Below are 17,417 nucleotides of genomic sequence, written 5' to 3'. Positions count from 1 at the left end.
TGGCAGCTTGCGGCGATGTCGAGCGCTTCCGATCCCCGTCCCGCCAGCTATACCGCCTTCGGGCTCAGGGCCGAGGCCGAGCCGCTCGCGCCGGGGCTGCACATCGTCGCGACGCCGATCGGAAACCTGCGCGACATCTCCTTCCGCGCGCTGGCGACGCTCGCCGCCGCCGATGCGATCCTGGCCGAGGACACCCGCACCTCGAAGACGCTGCTGGCGCATTACGGCATCGCGACGCCGCTCCTGCCCTATCACGAGCACAACGCCGCGCAGATGCGGCCGAAGGTGCTGGCGCGGCTGCGCGAGGGCGGCAAGCTCGCCCTGATCTCGGACGCCGGCACGCCGCTGGTCTCCGATCCCGGCTACAAGCTCGTCGCGGAGCTGGTGGCGGAAGGTTTGCCCGTCACGGGCATCCCCGGCCCTTCGGCGGTGCTGGCCGCGCTGGTGCTGGCCGGGCTGCCGACGGACCGCTTCTTCTTCGAAGGCTTCCTGCCGCCGAAATCGGCGGCGCGGCGCACGCGATTGACGGAGCTCGCCGCCATCCCCGGCACGCTGGTCTTCTTCGAATCGCCGCGCCGCCTCGCCGAGATGCTGGCCGACGCCGCGGCCGTCTTCGGCACCCGTGCCGGCGCGGTCGCGCGCGAGCTGACCAAGTTCCACGAAACCGTGCGCCGCGGCCCGCTGCCCGATCTCGCCGCCCATTACGAGACAGACGAGGAGCCGCGCGGCGAGATCGTCGTCATCATCGGCCCGCCTGGCGCGGAGGAATTGCGGCCGGCCGGCGACGTCGTCGACGCGCGCCTGCGCGCCGCTCTGGCCAGGCTCTCGCTCAAGGAGGCGGTGGCGCAGGTCGCGGCCGAGACCGGCCAGCCCCGCCGCAAGGTCTATGCGCGGGCCCTCGAACTGACCCGCGGCGATCCGTGACGGAGCGGGCGGCGCGCGCGGAACGGCGCAGCCGCCGGGCGCGGCGATCCGGCCTCTCCGGCCGGCGGGCGGAATGGCTCGCCATCCTCTGGCTCAGCGCGAAGGGCTACCGGCTGCTGGAGCGGCGCTTCGGCGGCAAGGGCGGCGAGATCGACATCGTGATGAAGCGCGGGCGCACCGTCGCCTTCGTCGAGGTCAAGGCGCGCGGCCGGCTGGAGGATGCGATGGCGGCCGTGACGCAGGAAAAGCGGCGCCTCGTCGCGCGCCGCGTCCGGCAATGGCTCGCCCGCAATCCCTGGGCCATGGCCTATGATCTCAGGGCCGATGCGGTTTTCCTGGCGCCCTGGCGCCGGCCGCGCCATGTCCCGGCCGCCTTCGCGCTTGTCCTGTGATGCAGGGCGCCCCACTTGCGGGAACCCGCTCCGCGGCCCGATAAGAATCGCCTGCAACAGGAAGCCTGCCATGACTCTCAGCGTCGCCATCCAGATGGACCCGATCGAGCGCATCCGGATCGCCGGCGATACCGGCTTCGCGCTGATGCTGGAGGCGCAGGCGCGCGGCCACACCCTCTACACCTACACCCCCGACCGGCTCTCGCTGCGCGACGGCAAGGTCACGGCGCCGATGCGCCCGGTCACGGTGCGCGACGTCGAGGGCGACCATTTCACCGCCGGAGCCGAGGAGAAGATCGACCTCTCGACGCTCGACGTCGTGCTGCTGCGGCAGGACCCGCCCTTCGACATGGCCTATGTCACCACCACCCATATGCTGGAGCGCATCCATCCGAAGACGCTGGTGGTCAACAACCCGGCCGAGGTCCGCAATGCGCCCGAGAAGATCTTCGTCACCCATTTCCCGGAGCTGATGCCGCCGACGCTGATCACCCGCGATCGGGCCGAGATCGAGGCTTTCCGCGACGAATACGGCGAGATCGTCATGAAGCCGCTCTACGGCCATGGCGGCGCGACCGTGTTCAAGACCAGCCGGACCGACCCGAATTTCGGCTCGCTCTTCGACCTGTTCAGCAACCTCTTCCGCGAGCCCTGGGTGGTTCAGGGCTTCATCAAGGAGGTCAGCGAGGGCGACAAGCGCATCATCCTGATCGACGGCAAGGCGGCGGGCGCGGTCAATCGCGTGCCGGCGGTGGGCGACCTGCGCGCCAACATGGTGCGCGGCGGCGCGGCCCGGCCGACCGACCTGTCGAAGAAGGAGCTGGAGATCTGCGAGGCGATCGGCCCCGAGCTCAGCCGGCGCGGCCTGCTGCTGGTCGGCATCGACGTGATCCATGGCAAGCTCACCGAGATCAACGTCACCGCGCCGACCGGCGTGCGCGCCATCAAGAAGCTCGGCGGCCCGGACCTCGCGGCGCAGCTCTTCGACGTGATCGAGGCGAAGCGCTGAGATTTCCACCTCCGCGTGTCATCCCGGACAAGCCGCTTCAGCGGCGCCGATCCGGGATCCATGCCTGAACCGTTCCGGCATGGATCCCGGGTCTCCCTTCGGTCGCCCGGGATGACACCGTTTGAACTATCTCGAAATCAGGCCGCGGCGCCGGTGCCGTTCAGCGGGTTCGCCTCGTCCCAGCCATAGCGCAGCGTCTCGAAGCGCATCGTCAGCGCATCGACCAGCAGCAGCTTGCCGACCAGCGGCTCGCCGAAGCCGGTGACGGCGCGCACCACCTCCAGCGCCATCAGCGAGCCGACGACGCCGGGCAGCGCGCCCAGCACGCCGGCCTCCGCGCAGGTCGGGATCGCGCCGGGCGGCGGCGCTTCCGGGAACAGGCAGCGCCAGGTCGGGTTCGGCCGCCCGTCCGGCCCGGTCTCATGGGCGCGGATCGTGGTCAGCGAGCCGTCGAAACGCCCGAGCGCGCCCATCACCGCCGGCCGATGCTCGTGGAAGCAGGCGTCGGAGACGGCGTAGCGCGTGGCGAAATTGTCGGAGCCCTCGGCGACCACGTCGTAGAAGGCGATCAGCGCCCGGGCGTTGTGCGGGTCGATCCGCGTGACGTGCTCCTCCACCACGACGTTGGGGTTGAGCCGGCGGATGAAGTCCGCCGCCGCCACGGCCTTGCGCCTGCCGATATCCGCGGTGGCGAAGATGGTCTGCCGCTGCAGATTCGAGAGCGAGACGATGTCGTCGTCGACGATGCCGATCTTGCCGACGCCCGCCGCCGCCAGATACTGGATCAGCGGCGCGCCGAGCCCGCCCGCACCGACAATCAGCACCCGGGCGTTCTTCAGCTTCTGCTGCCCCGGCCCGCCGATCTCCGGCAGGACGATATGGCGCGCATAGCGCTCGATCTCGTCGTCGTTCAGCATGGTGCCCCAGGATAAGGCCGCAGGCCCCGCCTCGGCAATCGCGTCGCGGCGGCGACCCGGTTTTTCGCCGGCTTGGCCGGGCCGCCGCATCATGCCATCGTGGCGCGCTCGAGGGCCGGTCAACGGCCCCGGCTTCAACAGGGGACGATGCGATGCGTCTGGGTTCTCTCGCGGCGGCGCTGGCGGGCGTCGCGCTGTCCGCCATGGCGGCTTTCGCGCAGCAGCCGATCAAGCCGGCGGTCGTCTACGACAAGGGCGGCAAGTTCGACAAATCCTTCAACGAGGGCGTCTTCGCCGGCGCCGAGCGGTTCAGGACGGAGACCGGCGTCGCCTTCCGCGATTTCGAGCCGAACAACGACGCCCAGATCGAGCAGGCGCTGCGCCGCTTCGCCCGCGACGGCAACTCGCCGATCATCGCCGTCGGCTTCAGCCAGGCGACGGCGCTGCAGAAGGTGGCCGCCGAGTTCCCGGACCTGAAATTCACCATCATCGACATGGTCGTCGACCTGCCGAACGTGCAGTCGATCGTGTTCAAGGAGCATGAGGGCTCGTATCTCGTCGGCCTGCTCGGGGCGATGGCCTCGAAGACCGGCAAGCTCGGCTTCGTCGGCGGCATGGACATCCCGCTCATCCGCAAATTCGCCTGCGGCTACGTCCAGGGCATCAAGGCGGCGAGGCCCGATGCCGAGATCTTCCAGAACATGACCGGCTCGACCCCGGCCGCCTGGGCCGATCCGGTCAAGGGCGGCGAGCTCGCCAAGTCGCAGATCGACCGCGGCGCCGACGTGATCTACCACGCCGCCGGGGGCACCGGCATCGGCGTGCTCAGGGCCGCGGCCGATGCCGGCAGGCTCGGCATCGGCGTCGATTCCAACCAGAACGCGCTGCATCCCGGCAAGATCCTGACCTCGATGCTGAAGCGCGTCGACATCGCCGCCTACAACTCCTTCAAGGCGGCGCAGGACGGGAGCTGGAAGCCGGGCCTCTCGGTGCTCGGCCTCAAGGAAGGCGGCGTCGACTGGGCGCTGGACGACGACAACAAGGCGCTGATCACGCCGGAGATGAAGGCCGCCGCCGACAAGGCCAAGGCCGACATCATCGCGGGCAGGATCCAGGTTCACGACTACATGTCCGACCAGAAATGCACGATGTGAGGCGCAGGCCGCGCTCTTGAGCACCGCTCCTTCCCCTCCCGCGATCGCGCTCGCCGGCATCTCGAAGCGCTTCGGCGCGGTCGCGGCCAACCGGGACGTCACGCTTGCGGTCGCCGCCGGCTCGATCCACGGCATCGTCGGCGAGAACGGCGCCGGCAAATCGACGCTGATGTCGATCCTCTACGGCTTCTACGAGGCCGATGCCGGCGAGATCCGGATCAAGGGGCAGCCGCGCCGCATCCGCTCCCCCGCCGACGCGATCGCGAACGGCATCGGCATGGTCCATCAGCATTTCATGCTGGTCGAGACGCTGAGCGTCGCCGAGACCGTCATGCTCGGCGCCGAGGGCGGGGCCTTGCTGAAGGGCGGGCTGGCGAAGGCGCGGGCGGAACTGACCCGCCTCTCGCGCGAATACGGCCTCGCCATCGACCCCGACGCCCTTGTCGGCGACCTCTCGGTCGGCCTGCAGCAGCGCGTCGAGATCCTGAAGGCGCTCTATCGCGGGGCGGAGATCCTGATCCTCGACGAGCCGACCGCGGTGCTGACGCCCGCCGAGGCGGACCAGCTCTTCGCCCTGCTCCGGGCGCTCAAGGCGCAGGGCCGGACCGTGATCCTGATCACCCACAAGCTGCGCGAGATCATGGCCGTGACCGACACCGTCTCGGTGATGCGCCGGGGGGAGATGGTCGGCCATTTCGTCACGGCGACGACATCGCCGCCGGCCCTGGCCGAGGCGATGGTCGGCCGGCACGTGCTGCTGCGGGTCGAGAAGCCGCCGCGCGAGCGCGGCGCGCCCGTGCTCGAGGCGGTCGGCCTGTCCTGCCGCGACGCGCGCGGCAGCGAGACCCTGCGGGAGGTCAGCCTGACGCTCCATGCCGGCGAGATCGTCGGCATCGCCGGGGTCGCGGGCAACGGGCAGAGCGAATTGCTGGAGGTGCTCGCCGGGCTGCTCCAGCCGACGCGCGGCGTCATCCGCCTTGATGGCAAGATACTCGCGACGGCGGACCGCCATCCGGCGAGGCTGCGCGCGCGCGGCCTGATGCACATCCCGGAGGACCGCCAGCGCAGCGGGCTCGTCACCGCCTTCAGCGCCGCCGAGAACGCGATCCTCGGCTATCAGCGCGATCCGGCCTTCGGCACCGGCCCGCTCATGTCGCCACAGCGGATCGCGGCGCATGCGCGGGCGGCCTTCGCCGCCTATGACGTGCGCCCGCCCGACCCGGCGCTCAGCACCGCGGCGTTTTCCGGCGGCAACCAGCAGAAGATCGTGCTCGCCCGCGAGATCGAGCGGCATCCCAGGGTGCTGCTGGTCGGCCAGCCGACGCGCGGCGTCGATATCGGCGCGATCGAGTTCATCCATCGCCGGCTGCTGGCCTTGCGCGATGCCGGCGTCGCCATCCTGCTCGTTTCGGTCGAGCTGGAGGAGGTGATGGCGCTGTCCGACCGCATCCTGGCGATGTGCGGCGGCCGCATCACCGGCGAGCGCCGGGCGGATGCGGCGGACGAGCGCGATCTCGGCCTGCTGATGGCCGGCGTCGCGGAGGAGGCGGCATGAGCGCCGCGCCCGTCGCGCTGCCGCGCTGGGCCGACAACGCGCTGGTTCCGCTCGTCTCGGCCGCGGCGGCCCTGCTCGTCGCCGGCCTCGTCGTCGTCGGCATCGGCGAGAACCCCCTGGAGGCGACGGCGCTGCTGCTGCGCGGCGCGCTCGGCAGCGCCGAGGGCATCGGATTCACCCTCTACTACGCCACGAACTTCATCTTCACCGGGCTCGCCGTCGCGGTCGCCTTCCATGCCGGGCTGTTCAATATCGGCGGGGAAGGGCAGGCGACCATTGCCGGCATTGGCGCGGCGCTCGCCTGCGCGGCGCTCTCGGCCATGCCGGGCTTCCTGTCGGCCGCGGGCTTCCTCGCCGCGCCCGTCGCCATCCTCGCGGCCGCGGCCGGCGGCGCGGCCTATGCCTTCATCCCCGGCTGGCTCCAGGCGAAGCGCGGCAGCCATGTCGTCATCACCACCATCATGCTGAACTTCGTCGCGGCGGCGCTCGCCGTCTATCTGCTGCGCGAGATCATCGGCCGGACCGGCTCGATGCAGCCCGAGACGCCGGATTTCCCCGCGCAGGTGCTTCTGACCCCGATGCACCGGCTCCTCGCCCCGCTCGGCGTCAGGTTGCCGGCGACGCCGCTCAACACCGCCTTCCTGCTGGCGCTGCTGGCGCTCGTCGCGGTCTGGCTGCTGATCTGGCGCACGCGGCTGGGCTATGCCATCCGCACCGTCGGCGCCAATCCGCGCGCCGCCGCCTATGCCGGCATCTCGCCGGCGGCGGTGACCATGATCGCCATGGCGATCTCGGGCGCGCTCGCCGGCGGGCTCGCTGTCAACGAGGCGCTCGGCGTGCAGCACCGGCTGGTGCTCGATTTCACCGCCGGCTACGGCTTCGTCGGCATCGCGGTGGCGCTGATGGGGCGCGGCCATCCGGTCGGCGTCGGCTTGGCAGCGCTGCTCTTCGGGGTGCTCTATCAGGGCGGCGCCGAGCTCTCCTTCGACAAGCCGACCATCACCCGCGACATGGTGGTGGTGATCGGCGGCGTGCTGATCCTCTTCGCCGGGGCGCTCGACGGATTGTTCCGCAAGCTGGTGGCGGGTGTGCTGGGTCGCGGAGGAATGGGGTGAGGACGAAGCTCGGACACACCCTGTCATTCCGGGGCTTCGCGCAGCGAAGAGCCCGGAACCCCTATCCGCCGGGGCTTGCCGGAAGAGGCGCTGCGGGGGCCACCCTGCTTCGACGATCAGTTCCCGTGTTCATGGGTTCCGGGCTCAGGCCTTCGGCCTGCCCCGGAATGACGGCTGGGGTGTCCCGCACCGGACCTGGAGCCGGCTGATGAACCTCCTCCAGACGATCGCCGTCGTGCTCGATTCCACGGTCCGGCTGTCGATCCCGCTGATCTGCGCCGCGATGGCGGGGCTCTGGTCGGAGAAGGCCGGCGTCGTCGATATCGGCCTCGAGGGCAAGATGCTGATCGCCGCCTTCGCCGCCGCGGTCGCCGCCCATGTCTCCGGCTCGGCCTGGGCGGGGCTGGGCGCCGGCATCCTCGCCTCGGTCGCGCTGGCGCTGCTGCACGGTTTCGCCGCCATCACCTGGCGCGGCAACCAGATCGTCTCGGGCGTCGCGGTCAACATGCTGGCGGCGGGGCTCGCCGTCGTGCTCGGCAATGCCTGGTACGGGCAGGGCGGGCGCACGCCGCCGCTCGACGGCGCCGCCCGCTTCGGCGAGCTGGCGCTGCCCTTCGCGCAGGGGGCCCGCACGCATGTCCCGGGGCTGGGCCTCATCTATGACGAGGTGATCTCCGGCCACGCCGCGCCGGCCTATCTCGCCTTCGCCTGCGTGCTGGCGACGGCGTTCCTGTTGAAGCGCACCCGCTTCGGCCTGCGCATCCGGGCCGTGGGCGAGAACCCTGCCGCGGTCGACGCGGCCGGTATTTCGGTGGCGGGGCTGCGCTATGCGGCGGTCGCGATCTGCGGCCTGCTCTGCGGCCTCGGCGGCACCTATCTCGCCGTGGCGCAATCGGCCGGCTTCCTGCCGCAGATGACGGCGGGGCGCGGCTTCATCGCGCTCGCCGCCGTGATCTTCGCCAATTGGCGGCCCTGGCGGGCGCTGGGCGCCTGCCTGCTCTTCGGCCTGCTCGATGCCGTCGCCATCCGGCTCCAGGGCGTCAGCCTGCCGGGAATCGGCCTCGTGCCGGTGGAAGCGATCCAGGCCCTGCCCTATCTGATGACGATCGTGCTGCTCGCCGGCTTCATCGGCAAGGCGACGCCGCCGAAGGCCTCCGGAACCCCCTATGTCAAGGAACGCTGACGTGAAGAACGCCGACCCGGCCGAACCCGATTTCGACGCGCTCTTTGCCGCCGCCGCCCGCATCCAGCGCCAGGCCTATGCGCCCTATTCGCGCTTCAAGGTCGGCGCTGCGCTGCTGGCCGATGACGGCGCGATCTATGTCGGCTGCAATGTCGAGAACGCCGCCTATCCGGTCGGCTCCTGCGCCGAGGCCGGCGCCGTCTCCGCGATGGTCGCGGGCGGAGCCAGGGTGATTCGCGCGATTCTCGTCTTCGGCGAGGGCGCGGAACGCGTCACGCCCTGCGGCGCCTGCCGCCAGCGCATCCGCGAATTCGCCGCGCCCGAGACGCCGGTCGCGATCGCCGGCCCGGAAGGCATCCGCGCCCGTTTCACGCTGGAAGAGCTGTTGCCAGCGTCCTTCGGACCGGCCAACCTGCCGCGGTGATTTGCGGCGGCCGCGAGGATGGCCGGAAGGAGTGGGCATGGCGGCCGATCCGGCCTTCGACGCGGCGGCGTCAGCGCTGATCGACCAGGGCGTCGACGGTCCGATCGAATGCGCGCTGGTGCTCGGCACCGGGCTCGGCGCGGTGGTCGACGACATGCAGGATCCGGTGCGGATCGCCTACGCCGACATTCCCGGCTTTCCGCAGGGCGAGGTCTCCGGCCATGCCCGGCAGCTCTGCTACGGCACGCTCTTCGGCCGCAAGGTGCTGATCTATCAGGGCCGCGCCCATTACTACGAAGGCGGCGATCCGGCGGTGATGCGCGTCCCGCTCGGCCTGCTCACCGCCTTCGGCTCGCCGCCGCTGATCCTGACCAATGCGGCGGGCTCCCTCCGGCCGGAAATGGGGCCGGGCAGCCTCGCGCTGATCTGCGACCACATCAACCTCAACGGCCCCAACCCGCTGGTCGGCGACCGCGGCGACGGCCGCTTCGTGCCGATGGTCGACGCCTATGATCCGCTGCTGCGCGGGCGCCTGAAGCGGGCGGCCGCGAATGCCGGGGTGCCGCTCGGCGAGGGCGTCTATATGTGGTTCTCCGGCCCGAGCTTCGAGACGCCGGCCGAGATCCGCATGGCGAAGACGCTCGGCGCCGATCTCGTCGGCATGTCGACCGTGCCGGAGGTCATCCTGGCGCGTCGCCGCGACATCCGCGTCGCCGCCCTCTCCATCGTCACCAATATGGGCGCCGGCCTCCATGGCGGCGCCCCGCATCACAGCGAGACGCGCGACGTCGCCGCCATGGCCGCGCGTTCGCTGCGGCGCCTGCTGCGCGCCTTCCTTTCGGAGCTCTGAGATGGCGATGTCGGACGAAGCCCGTGCCAATGGCATCCTGGCCCGGCGGGCGCTGGCGCTGCTCGACCTGACCGACCTCGCCGAGGACGCCACGGCGGAGGGCGCCCGCGCGCTCTGCCGCCGCGCCGTTTGCGGCCCCGTGCCGGTGGCGGCGGTCTGCCTCTGGCCGCGCTTCGTCGCGGTGGCACGGGAGGCTTTGGGCGACGGCCCGGTCAGGATCGCGACGGTCGTCAATTTCCCGGATGGCGACAGCCCGGTCGCCGCGGTCATCGGCGAGACCGGGGCGGCGCTGGCGGCCGGCGCCGACGAGATCGACCTCGTCCTGCCCTGGCGGGCGGTGCTCGCCGGCGACACGGCGGCGGGGAGCGCGATGGTGCGGGACGTCAAGGCGCGTTGCGGCGACAGGTTGCTCAAGGTCATTCTCGAGACCGGCGAATATCCCGATCCCGACAGCGTGACGGTCGCCGCCGGTCTCGCCATCGCCGCGGGCGCCGATTTCATCAAGACCTCGACCGGCAAGACCGCTCATTCGGCCAGCCTGCCGGCGGCGCGGGCGATGCTCGGCGTCATCGCCGGGGCCGGCCGGCCGGTCGGGCTGAAGCCCTCGGGCGGCATCCGCACGCTGGCCGATGCGAAGGCCTATCTCGACCTCGCCGACGCGATCATGGGGCCGGACTGGGCGACGCCGCGAAGCTTCCGCTTCGGCGCGAGCGGACTCTACGGCGCCCTGATCGGCGCGATGGACGGCGGGCCGGCCGGCCAGGCGACGACGGGATCCTATTGATGCGGCTGACGCAGGAGATCATCGCGTCGAAGCGCGACGGGCGGGAGCTGCCGGAGGCCGATATCCGCCAGCTCATCGCCGGTTTGACCGACGGTTCTGTCAGCGAGGGACAGGCGGCGGCCTTCGCCATGGCGGTCTATTTCAACGACATGACCGCGAAGGAGCGCGTGGCGCTGACGCTGGCCATGCGCGATTCCGGCACGGTGCTGAACTGGGACGATCTGCCCGGCCCCGCCCTCGACAAGCACTCGACCGGCGGCGTCGGCGATACGGTGAGCCTGCCGCTCGCCGCGGCGGTCGCGGCCTGCGGCGGCTATGTCCCGATGATCTCGGGCCGCGGCCTCGGCCATACCGGCGGCACGCTCGACAAGCTCGACGCGGTGCCGGGCTATGTCAGCCAGCCGGATACGGCGCTGTTCCGCAAGGCGGTGCGCGAGGCCGGCTGCGCCATCATCGGCCAGACCGCCGATCTGGCGCCCGCCGACAAGCGCCTCTACGCCATCCGCGACGTCACGGCGACGGTGGAATCGCTGCCGCTGATCACCGCCTCGATCCTGTCGAAGAAGCTCGCCGCCGGGCTGCACGGCCTCGCCATGGATGTGAAGTTCGGCTCCGGCGCCTTCCTGCCCGCGCCGGCCGAGGCGCGCGCCCTGGCGCAGGCGCTTGTCGGCGTCGCCAACGGCGCCGGCCTGCCGACCACGGCACTGCTTACCGACATGGACGAGCCCTTGGCGAGCGCGGCCGGCAATGCGCTCGAAGTCGCCTATGCGCTCGACCATCTGACCGGCCGCCGGCGCGAGCCGCGCTTCCATGAGGTCACCGTCGCGCTCGGGGTCGAGATGCTGCTGCTCGGCGGTCTGGCCGCCGGCCCCGACGAGGCGCGCGGCCGGATCGAGCGGGCCTTCGCCTCCGGCGCCGCGGCGGAGCGTTTCGCCAGGATGGTGGTTGCGCTCGGCGGCCCCGCCGACCTGCTCGAGGCGCCGGCGCGGCACCTCGCCGCGGCGCCCGTCGCGCGGCCGGTCTTCGCCGCGGCGGCGGGCCGGGTCGCGGGCATCGACACGCGCGCCGTCGGGCTCGCGGTGGTCGCGCTCGGCGGCGGAAGGGTGCGGCCGCAGGACGGCATCGATCCGGCCGTCGGCCTGACGGAGCTCGCCGGCATCGGCGAGGAGGTCGGGCCGGAGCGGCCGCTCGCCATCGTCCATGCCCGCAGCGAGGAGGCCGCCGGCGCGGCGGCCGAGCGCTTGCGCAAGGCCTATCGGATCGGAGAGGGTGCGGCACGAGGCGAACTGATCGCCGCAAGGATCACGGAGAGAGCACGGGCATGAGTTTGCTTCTGGCCATGACGGGCTGGCATGCCGAGGATTGGCGGGCGCGCTTCCAGGCACTGCTGCCGGAGATGCCGGTCGTGGTGCTGGGCGAGCCCTTCGACCGCCGTGCCGTGCATTATGTCGCGAGCTGGAAGCATCCGGCCGGGAGCCTCACCGGCCTGCCCAATCTGGCGGCGATCTTCTCGCTCGGCGCCGGGGTCGATTTCCTCTTCGCCGACGACAAGCTGCCGGAGGTGCCGATCGCGCGCGTCGTCGACCCGGACCTGACGGCGCGGATGAGCGAATATGTCGTGCTCCACTGCCTGATGTATCTGCGCCAGCAGCACCGCTACATGCGCCAGCAGCAGGCGAGGCTGTGGCAGGACGACCGCAGCCAGCCGGCGGCGCGCGCCGTGCGCGTCGGCATCATGGGGCTGGGCGAGCTCGGCCTCGACGCCGCCGCCAAGCTTAGGGTGATCGGCTTCGACGTCGCCGGCTGGAGCCGCTCGCCGAAGACCGTCGAGGGGCTGCAGACCTTCGCCGGCGAGGCGGGGCTGAAGGCGTTCCTGGCGCGCACCGACATCCTGGTCAGCCTGGTCCCGCTGACGCCGGAGACGCGCGGCATCCTCGATGCCGAATTGCTGGCCGGGCTCGCGCAGGACGGCCGGCTCGGCGGGCCCTTCCTGATCAATCCCGGCCGCGGCGGGCTTCAGGTCGCGGACGACATCGTCGCCGCGCTCGATGCGGGCACGCTCAAGGGCGCGACGCTCGACGTCTTCGAGACCGAGCCGCTGCCGGCGGAATCGCCGCTCTGGAGCCATCCGGGCATCACCATCACCCCGCACAACGCGGCGATGTCCGAGCCGGAGGCGATCGCCGCCGTGGTCGCGGCCCAGATCAGGCGGCTGGAGGCCGGCGAGCCGCTGCTGCACGCCGTCGACCCGGCGCGCGGATACTGAGCGATCGGCCTGCCTTCGCCTGCTGAGGGCGTTCCTCGTCTGTTCTTGCGTTCATGCCGGCCTAACTCTATAATCGCGACGACCAAGCGCCTCGTGCGCGAGGCGCGGTGGTTGGATGATCGTCACCGATGGAGGTGATCATGTTGACCGCGCATGCGAATGCCAGACGCTCCCAGGACTGGGTGAACCTGATCCTTGCCGCGCTGCTGTTCTTCTCGCCCTGGTACATGGGCTATGCCGCCGACATCATGCCGACGCGCAATGCCTGGGTCGTCGGCGTGGTTCTCGCCCTGATCGCGATCGCCGCGCTTTCGGCCTTCGCCGAATGGGAGGAATGGCTGAACCTCGCGCTCGGGCTCTGGCTGGTGGCCTCGCCCTGGGTGCTCGGCTTCACCGGCAATCCCTCCGCTTTCTGGGCCCATCTCGTCCTCGGCCTGCTGACCGCGGCGACCTCGGCCTGGGCGGTTTGGGATTATCGCCACGAGCCGCACGCGACCGCCTGAGGCATCGCGGCGTCTCCCCGGTCCGGCGCGGCCTGGCTCCAAGGCGCGCGCCGGGCGCGGCTTGCCCGCCCTCAGGCGACGCGCTTGTCGGGCGAGTCGCAGAGATCGTTCTGGATGCAGCGGGCGCATTCCGGCCTCAGCGCCTTGCAGGTGTAGCGCCCGTGCAGGATCAGCCAATGATGGGCGTGGCGGCCGAATTCCGGCGGCACCGCCTTCTCCAGCCCGAGCTCGACCTGCATCACGTTCCTGCCCGGCGCGATCCGTAGCCGGTTGGCGACCCGGAAGACATGGGTGTCGACGGCGTGGGTGATCCCGCCGAAGGCGATGTTGAGCACGACATTCGCGGTCTTGCGGCCGACGCCGGGCAGGCTCTCCAGCGCCTCGCGCGTGGCCGGAACCTCGCCGCCGAATTCCGTAATCAGCTTTTGGCTCAGCGCGACGACGTTCTTCGCCTTGTTGCGGTAGAGGCCGATCGTCTTGATGTAGTCGCGCACGGCGTCCTCGCCCAGCGCCACCATCTTCTCCGGCGTGTCGGCGATGGCGAAGAGCGGGCGCGTCGCCTTGTTGACCCCGGCATCGGTCGCCTGGGCCGAGAGCACGACCGCGACCAGGAGGGTGAAGGCGTTGACCGACTCGAGCTCGCCCTTGGGCTCGGGATTGGCGGCCCGGAAGCGCTCGAAGATCTCGCGGATCTCGGCCGGCTTGCGGGCGCGCGCCAATGTGATGCGCTTTGCGGGCGCGGCCTTGCGCGGGGGCCTGTTCTGCTGGTCCATGACGGCGTTATAATCCACGTATGGACCTCGACAAGAGCCCCGCAGACGACAGGAGCGACGCCGCCCGGCGCCCGGTCTTCGACGCGACCATCACGCCGCATCGTTCGCTCGGCCAGCACGGCTTCCGCATCGTGATGACGCTGGTCTGCCTGTCGAGCGTGGTCTCCTCGGTTCCCTTCGTCGTGCTCGGCGCCTGGCCGGTCGCCGGCTTCTTCGGCCTCGACGTGCTGGCGCTATTCATTGCCTTCCACGTCAATTTCCGCCACGCCCGCGCCTTCGAGCGCATCGTGGTGACGCCGCTGGAGGTCCTGCTGCGCAAGGTCTCGCATCACGGCCGCGAGGCGGTCTGGCGCTTCAATCCGGTCTGGACCCGTCTCGAACGGCAGACCGACGAGGATTACGGCCTGCTCGGCCTCGCCCTGGTCTCGCGCGGGCAGAGCGTCGCGGTCGCGGCGGCGCTCTCGCCGCAGGAGCGGGCGGGCTTCGCCGACGCGCTCGGCGCGGCGCTGGCGAGCGCGCGCCGCGGACCGGATTACGGCGCGCCCTGACCGGCTTCAGCGCTTCTGCGCCAGCCCGATCGTATGCCCGCCGCCTGCAGGCCGCCTGCAGGATTCGTCATGGCAGGTCCGGCGCGCTTGCTCTTCAAGTCGCGCAATGGGGCATGGGAAACCCTGTCCTTGCCAGCTTTCGGGTGGGAACGGCAAGCTGCGGGCCCTAGATTCGCATCATGACGGCAGATGCGAGATTGGCCATGAACGCTCAGGCTCCGATGAAAACGGCGATGACCCCGACGCGCTTCTCGAATGCGGTGCTGGCGCGCGCCGCCGAAGCCATGCCGCCGGCGGCGGATTTCCCCGCGCCGGCGCCGGGCTCGGATTACGATACGGTGCGGCGCATCCTCGCCTTCATCACCCATAACTGGCGCGAGCAGCCGACGATCGAGGCGATCGCCGAGGCGGCCGGCGCGACGCCGACCGATGTCCACCACCTCTTCCGGCGCTGGTGCGGCCTGACTCCGAAAGCCTTCCTGCAGGCGATCACGCTCGACCATGCCAAGGGGCTCCTGGCCTCGTCGGCCAGCGTTCTCGATACCGCGCTCGAGGTCGGGCTCTCGGGCCCCGGCCGGCTGCACGATCTCTTCGTCACTCATGAGGCGATGTCGCCGGGCGAATGGAAGCTCGGCGGCGAGGGGCTGAAGCTGTCCTACGGCTTCCACCCCTCGCCCTTCGGGGAGGCGCTGATCGTGATGACCGACCGCGGCCTCGCCGGGCTCGGCTGGGTCTCGAACAGCGTCGACGGCGGCAAGGTCGTCGGCGGCCGGGCCGAGGCGCTCGCCGACATGATGCGGCGCTGGCCCCATGCCGACTACCATTACGACCCGGCGCTGACGGCGCCCTATGCCGCTCGCATCTTCGAGCCGAAGGCGTGGACGCCGGAGACGCCCTTGCGCGTCGTGCTGATCGGCACCGATTTCGAGGTCCGGGTCTGGGAGACGCTGCTGCGGATCCCCGTCGGCTGCGCCACCACCTATGGCGACGTCGCCAGCCATATCGGCAAGCCCAGCGCGGCGCGGGCCGTCGGCGCGGCGGTCGGCAAGAATCCGATCTCCTTCGTGGTGCCCTGCCACCGCGTCATCGGCAAGTCCGGCGCGCTCACCGGCTATCATTGGGGGCTGACGCGCAAGCGCGCCATCCTCGGATGGGAGGCGGGGCAGGCCGCCGCCGGCTGAGCCCGCGGGCTGCTCCAAAACGCCGGACTGACTATCGTATGCGCTTCGCCCGGGCTGTCGGTATCGGCGCATGATCCGCTACCGGAAGAGGGGCCGGGCCGCTGCTCTATGGCCGCAGATACATGTCCCAGCAGGGCGCCAGCGCGATGCGGTCGCGCCCTGCGAGCGCGCCGGCGAAATGCTGGCGGATGGCCTCGCGCGGGCCGGTCGCCGGGCATTTCGGCGCCAGGATCGCGTCGACCTCGCGCAGGCGCGACAAGGTGTCGGGCTCGAGATCGGGCGTGCTGCGGCCGGGATCGACGCCGACCGGTACGGCGGTCGGCGGGCTGCGCTCGAGCAGCAGGTTCATCGGGTCGACGAAATCGAGCGTGAAGACCTCGTTGAGCTGGCGCTTGTTCGCCGTTTCCCAGGCGCGGAGCGCCGCAATGCCCTGCTGGATCTCGAGCAGCCAGCTCGCCTGGTAGTCGATCTCCGAATAGAAGATGTAGGACGGCAGCAGGTCGCGCCGGGCGAGGTCGCGATAGCCTTCGGGGAAGGCGGCATAGTGCTCCAGCATCGCGGCGGCGCGCGCGGCGATCTCCGGCTTCACGCTGACGCGGCCGAGCGGCCCGAGATCGGGCAGGTCGAGCGCCGCATAGCCCGGCGCGCTCATCACGGCGCGCATGCCGCGCTCCAGGCAGATCACGGCCGAGGGCAGGGCCGTCGCCAGCACCAGCACGAGGATCGCCGGGCGCAGCCGGCCGTCCTGCTGCTGCCAGGCGCCGAGCAGGAGCGGCAGCAGGATCGGCCACAGGCCGATGAATTCGAGCGAGCCCGTGTTCTGCGTCTCGAAGAAGGCGAGCGCGGCGAAGCCCGCCGCCATCCAGCCGAGCGGGGCATCGGCGAGCGCGCGCCAGCCCGCGGGCGTGCGCGGCGGGCCGTCGCGCCAGGCGGCATAGGCGAGCAGCCCCATCAGGGCGAGCGCCGGGCCGACGACGTTGAACTTGACCGAGGCGACGGTCAGGAAGCGCGGCAGCAGCGTGCCGGTGTTGAGCTCGAGCAGCGTCAGGATATCGGCGAGATAGGCCGAGGTCAGCCCGGTCGCGGCTTCGAGCAGGCCGAGCGTCGCGAGCACGGCCGCGGCCGCCGCGACGCCGTCGCGCAGGCGCATCCGCCCGCTGAGCATGGCGTAGCCGACCAGCAGCGTGCCGGAGACGGCGCCGGTGACCTTGGTCAGGAACAGCGCCAGCATCAGCACGGCGACGAGGCCGGTCTGCAGGCCGCGATGCCGCGCGAAGAGCAGCGCCGCGATCAGCAGATAGAGCAGCAGCGCGCCGTGGCGGTTGTAGAAGCCGTAGCCGTCGAAGCCCGGCGCGGGGAAGAGCGCGTACAGGTTGATCGGCAGCGCCGCGAACAGCAGGAAGGGCAGGACGAGCGCCAGCGCCTGCCCGCGCGACCGCCGCGCGACATGGCCGGCCAGCAGCGCCAGCACCGGCAGCATGATCGGCAGCAGCGCCCAGTTGACCAGCAGCATCGGCTGGGCGTGCGGAAAGAGATCGCGCAAGCCCGCGGTCAGGTAGAAGCCGAGCGGCCCGACGGGGGCGAAGAAATCGATGCTCGGCACCTGGCCGAGCACGATGCGCCAGGCGGCGTCGAGATAGACGACGGTGTCCCAGGCGTTGGGGCCGAGCGGCAGGCGCAGCGGCAGGAGCAAGGCGAGGACCGCCAGGGCGGCGAAGGCGGCGATCCATGCGCCGGGCGACAGCAGCAGCCCCGCGATTCTCCGGCCGCTCCGTGTCGGAGAATGTCTCCCGATGTCGCTCATCGCCACGCCGAACCCTCCTGGTCCGGCCTGGCTTA

The 17,417-nt window shown here is 71.1% G+C and carries 18 protein-coding genes; 15 read left to right on the top strand and 3 right to left on the bottom strand.

The window, feature by feature from the left end; translation table 11 throughout:
• The first annotated feature begins 15 nt into the window (after positions 1 to 15).
• From rsmI to gshB, 3 genes are all read left to right on the top strand, one after another.
• Entirely contained in the window at positions 16 to 924 is a 909-nt protein-coding gene (gene rsmI, locus ACWH43_RS21580; RefSeq protein WP_158444195.1) for a 16S rRNA (cytidine(1402)-2'-O)-methyltransferase, read from the top strand.
• Entirely contained in the window at positions 921 to 1,316 is a 396-nt protein-coding gene (locus tag ACWH43_RS21575; RefSeq protein WP_158444123.1) for a YraN family protein, read from the top strand. Before rsmI ends, ACWH43_RS21575 begins: the two co-directional genes overlap by 4 nt.
• 70 nt (positions 1,317 to 1,386) lie before the next feature.
• Positions 1,387 to 2,325 carry a glutathione synthase gene (gene gshB / locus ACWH43_RS21570; protein ID WP_158444124.1) on the top strand — a complete coding sequence of 313 codons (939 nt, stop codon included), beginning with the start codon at positions 1,387 to 1,389 and terminating at the stop codon, positions 2,323 to 2,325.
• 137 nt (positions 2,326 to 2,462) lie between these two features.
• On the opposite strand, the gene ACWH43_RS21565 is transcribed toward gshB, so the two are convergent.
• Positions 2,463 to 3,242 (bottom strand): HesA/MoeB/ThiF family protein, encoded by a 780-nt coding sequence (locus ACWH43_RS21565; RefSeq protein ID WP_158444125.1) that lies wholly within the window; start codon positions 3,240 to 3,242, stop codon positions 2,463 to 2,465.
• A gap of 152 nt (positions 3,243 to 3,394) precedes the next feature.
• On the opposite strand from ACWH43_RS21565, the gene ACWH43_RS21560 reads away from it, so the two are divergent.
• The 10 genes from ACWH43_RS21560 (at position 3,395) to ACWH43_RS21515 (ending at position 13,076) form a co-directional block, all read left to right on the top strand.
• Positions 3,395 to 4,396 carry a BMP family lipoprotein gene (locus tag ACWH43_RS21560; protein ID WP_158444126.1) on the top strand — a complete coding sequence of 334 codons (1,002 nt, stop codon included), beginning with the start codon at positions 3,395 to 3,397 and terminating at the stop codon, positions 4,394 to 4,396.
• Positions 4,397 to 4,412: 16 nt separating this feature from the next.
• On the top strand, positions 4,413 to 5,951 hold the full coding sequence (locus ACWH43_RS21555) for an ABC transporter ATP-binding protein (protein ID WP_158444127.1): 1,539 nt from the start codon (positions 4,413 to 4,415) through the stop codon (positions 5,949 to 5,951).
• Positions 5,948 to 7,066: an ABC transporter permease gene (locus ACWH43_RS21550; RefSeq protein ID WP_158444128.1), complete on the top strand. Its 1,119-nt coding sequence runs from the start codon at positions 5,948 to 5,950 to the stop codon at positions 7,064 to 7,066. The genes ACWH43_RS21555 and ACWH43_RS21550 overlap by 4 nt, the downstream gene beginning before the upstream one ends.
• 208 nt (positions 7,067 to 7,274) lie before the next feature.
• Entirely contained in the window at positions 7,275 to 8,249 is a 975-nt protein-coding gene (locus tag ACWH43_RS21545) for an ABC transporter permease (protein WP_158444129.1), read from the top strand.
• A gap of 1 nt (position 8,250) precedes the next feature.
• On the top strand, positions 8,251 to 8,673 hold the full coding sequence (locus tag ACWH43_RS21540) for a cytidine deaminase (RefSeq protein ID WP_260349032.1): 423 nt from the start codon (positions 8,251 to 8,253) through the stop codon (positions 8,671 to 8,673).
• A 37-nt stretch (positions 8,674 to 8,710) separates the two neighbouring features.
• Positions 8,711 to 9,523 carry a purine-nucleoside phosphorylase gene (locus tag ACWH43_RS21535; protein ID WP_158444131.1) on the top strand — a complete coding sequence of 271 codons (813 nt, stop codon included), beginning with the start codon at positions 8,711 to 8,713 and terminating at the stop codon, positions 9,521 to 9,523.
• Between the two features lies 1 nt (position 9,524).
• Positions 9,525 to 10,307 carry a deoxyribose-phosphate aldolase gene (deoC, locus tag ACWH43_RS21530; RefSeq protein WP_260349033.1) on the top strand — a complete coding sequence of 261 codons (783 nt, stop codon included), beginning with the start codon at positions 9,525 to 9,527 and terminating at the stop codon, positions 10,305 to 10,307.
• Positions 10,307 to 11,632 carry a thymidine phosphorylase gene (gene deoA / locus ACWH43_RS21525; RefSeq protein ID WP_260349034.1) on the top strand — a complete coding sequence of 442 codons (1,326 nt, stop codon included), beginning with the start codon at positions 10,307 to 10,309 and terminating at the stop codon, positions 11,630 to 11,632. The genes deoC and deoA overlap by 1 nt, the downstream gene beginning before the upstream one ends.
• Positions 11,629 to 12,573, top strand: a complete 945-nt coding sequence (locus tag ACWH43_RS21520; RefSeq protein ID WP_158444133.1) for a 2-hydroxyacid dehydrogenase — start codon at positions 11,629 to 11,631, stop codon at positions 12,571 to 12,573. The genes deoA and ACWH43_RS21520 overlap by 4 nt, the downstream gene beginning before the upstream one ends.
• Before the next feature lie 140 nt (positions 12,574 to 12,713).
• Positions 12,714 to 13,076 carry an SPW repeat protein gene (locus ACWH43_RS21515; RefSeq protein WP_158444134.1) on the top strand — a complete coding sequence of 121 codons (363 nt, stop codon included), beginning with the start codon at positions 12,714 to 12,716 and terminating at the stop codon, positions 13,074 to 13,076.
• Between the two features lie 71 nt (positions 13,077 to 13,147).
• On the opposite strand, the gene nth is transcribed toward ACWH43_RS21515, so the two are convergent.
• Complete coding sequence (gene nth, locus ACWH43_RS21510; RefSeq protein WP_158444135.1) at positions 13,148 to 13,849, bottom strand: endonuclease III; 702 nt, start codon at positions 13,847 to 13,849, stop codon at positions 13,148 to 13,150.
• 20 nt (positions 13,850 to 13,869) lie between these two features.
• Between nth and ACWH43_RS21505 the strand changes: the two genes are divergently transcribed.
• Positions 13,870 to 14,397, top strand: a complete 528-nt coding sequence (locus ACWH43_RS21505) for a DUF2244 domain-containing protein (RefSeq protein WP_158444136.1) — start codon at positions 13,870 to 13,872, stop codon at positions 14,395 to 14,397.
• 284 nt (positions 14,398 to 14,681) lie between these two features.
• A complete protein-coding gene (locus tag ACWH43_RS21500; RefSeq protein ID WP_158444197.1) occupies positions 14,682 to 15,578 on the top strand; it encodes a methylated-DNA--[protein]-cysteine S-methyltransferase in 897 nt (298 codons plus the stop codon).
• A gap of 106 nt (positions 15,579 to 15,684) precedes the next feature.
• Here the strand turns inward: ACWH43_RS21500 and ACWH43_RS21495 are convergent, their stop codons facing one another.
• Positions 15,685 to 17,388, bottom strand: a complete 1,704-nt coding sequence (locus ACWH43_RS21495; protein ID WP_158444137.1) for a hypothetical protein — start codon at positions 17,386 to 17,388, stop codon at positions 15,685 to 15,687.
• Between the last annotated feature and the right edge of the window lie 29 nt (positions 17,389 to 17,417).

The organism is Allobosea minatitlanensis, from assembly GCF_964020775.1.
Note: the sequence above shows the minus strand (reverse complement) of the source record. Positions and strands in the feature narration are given on the sequence as shown.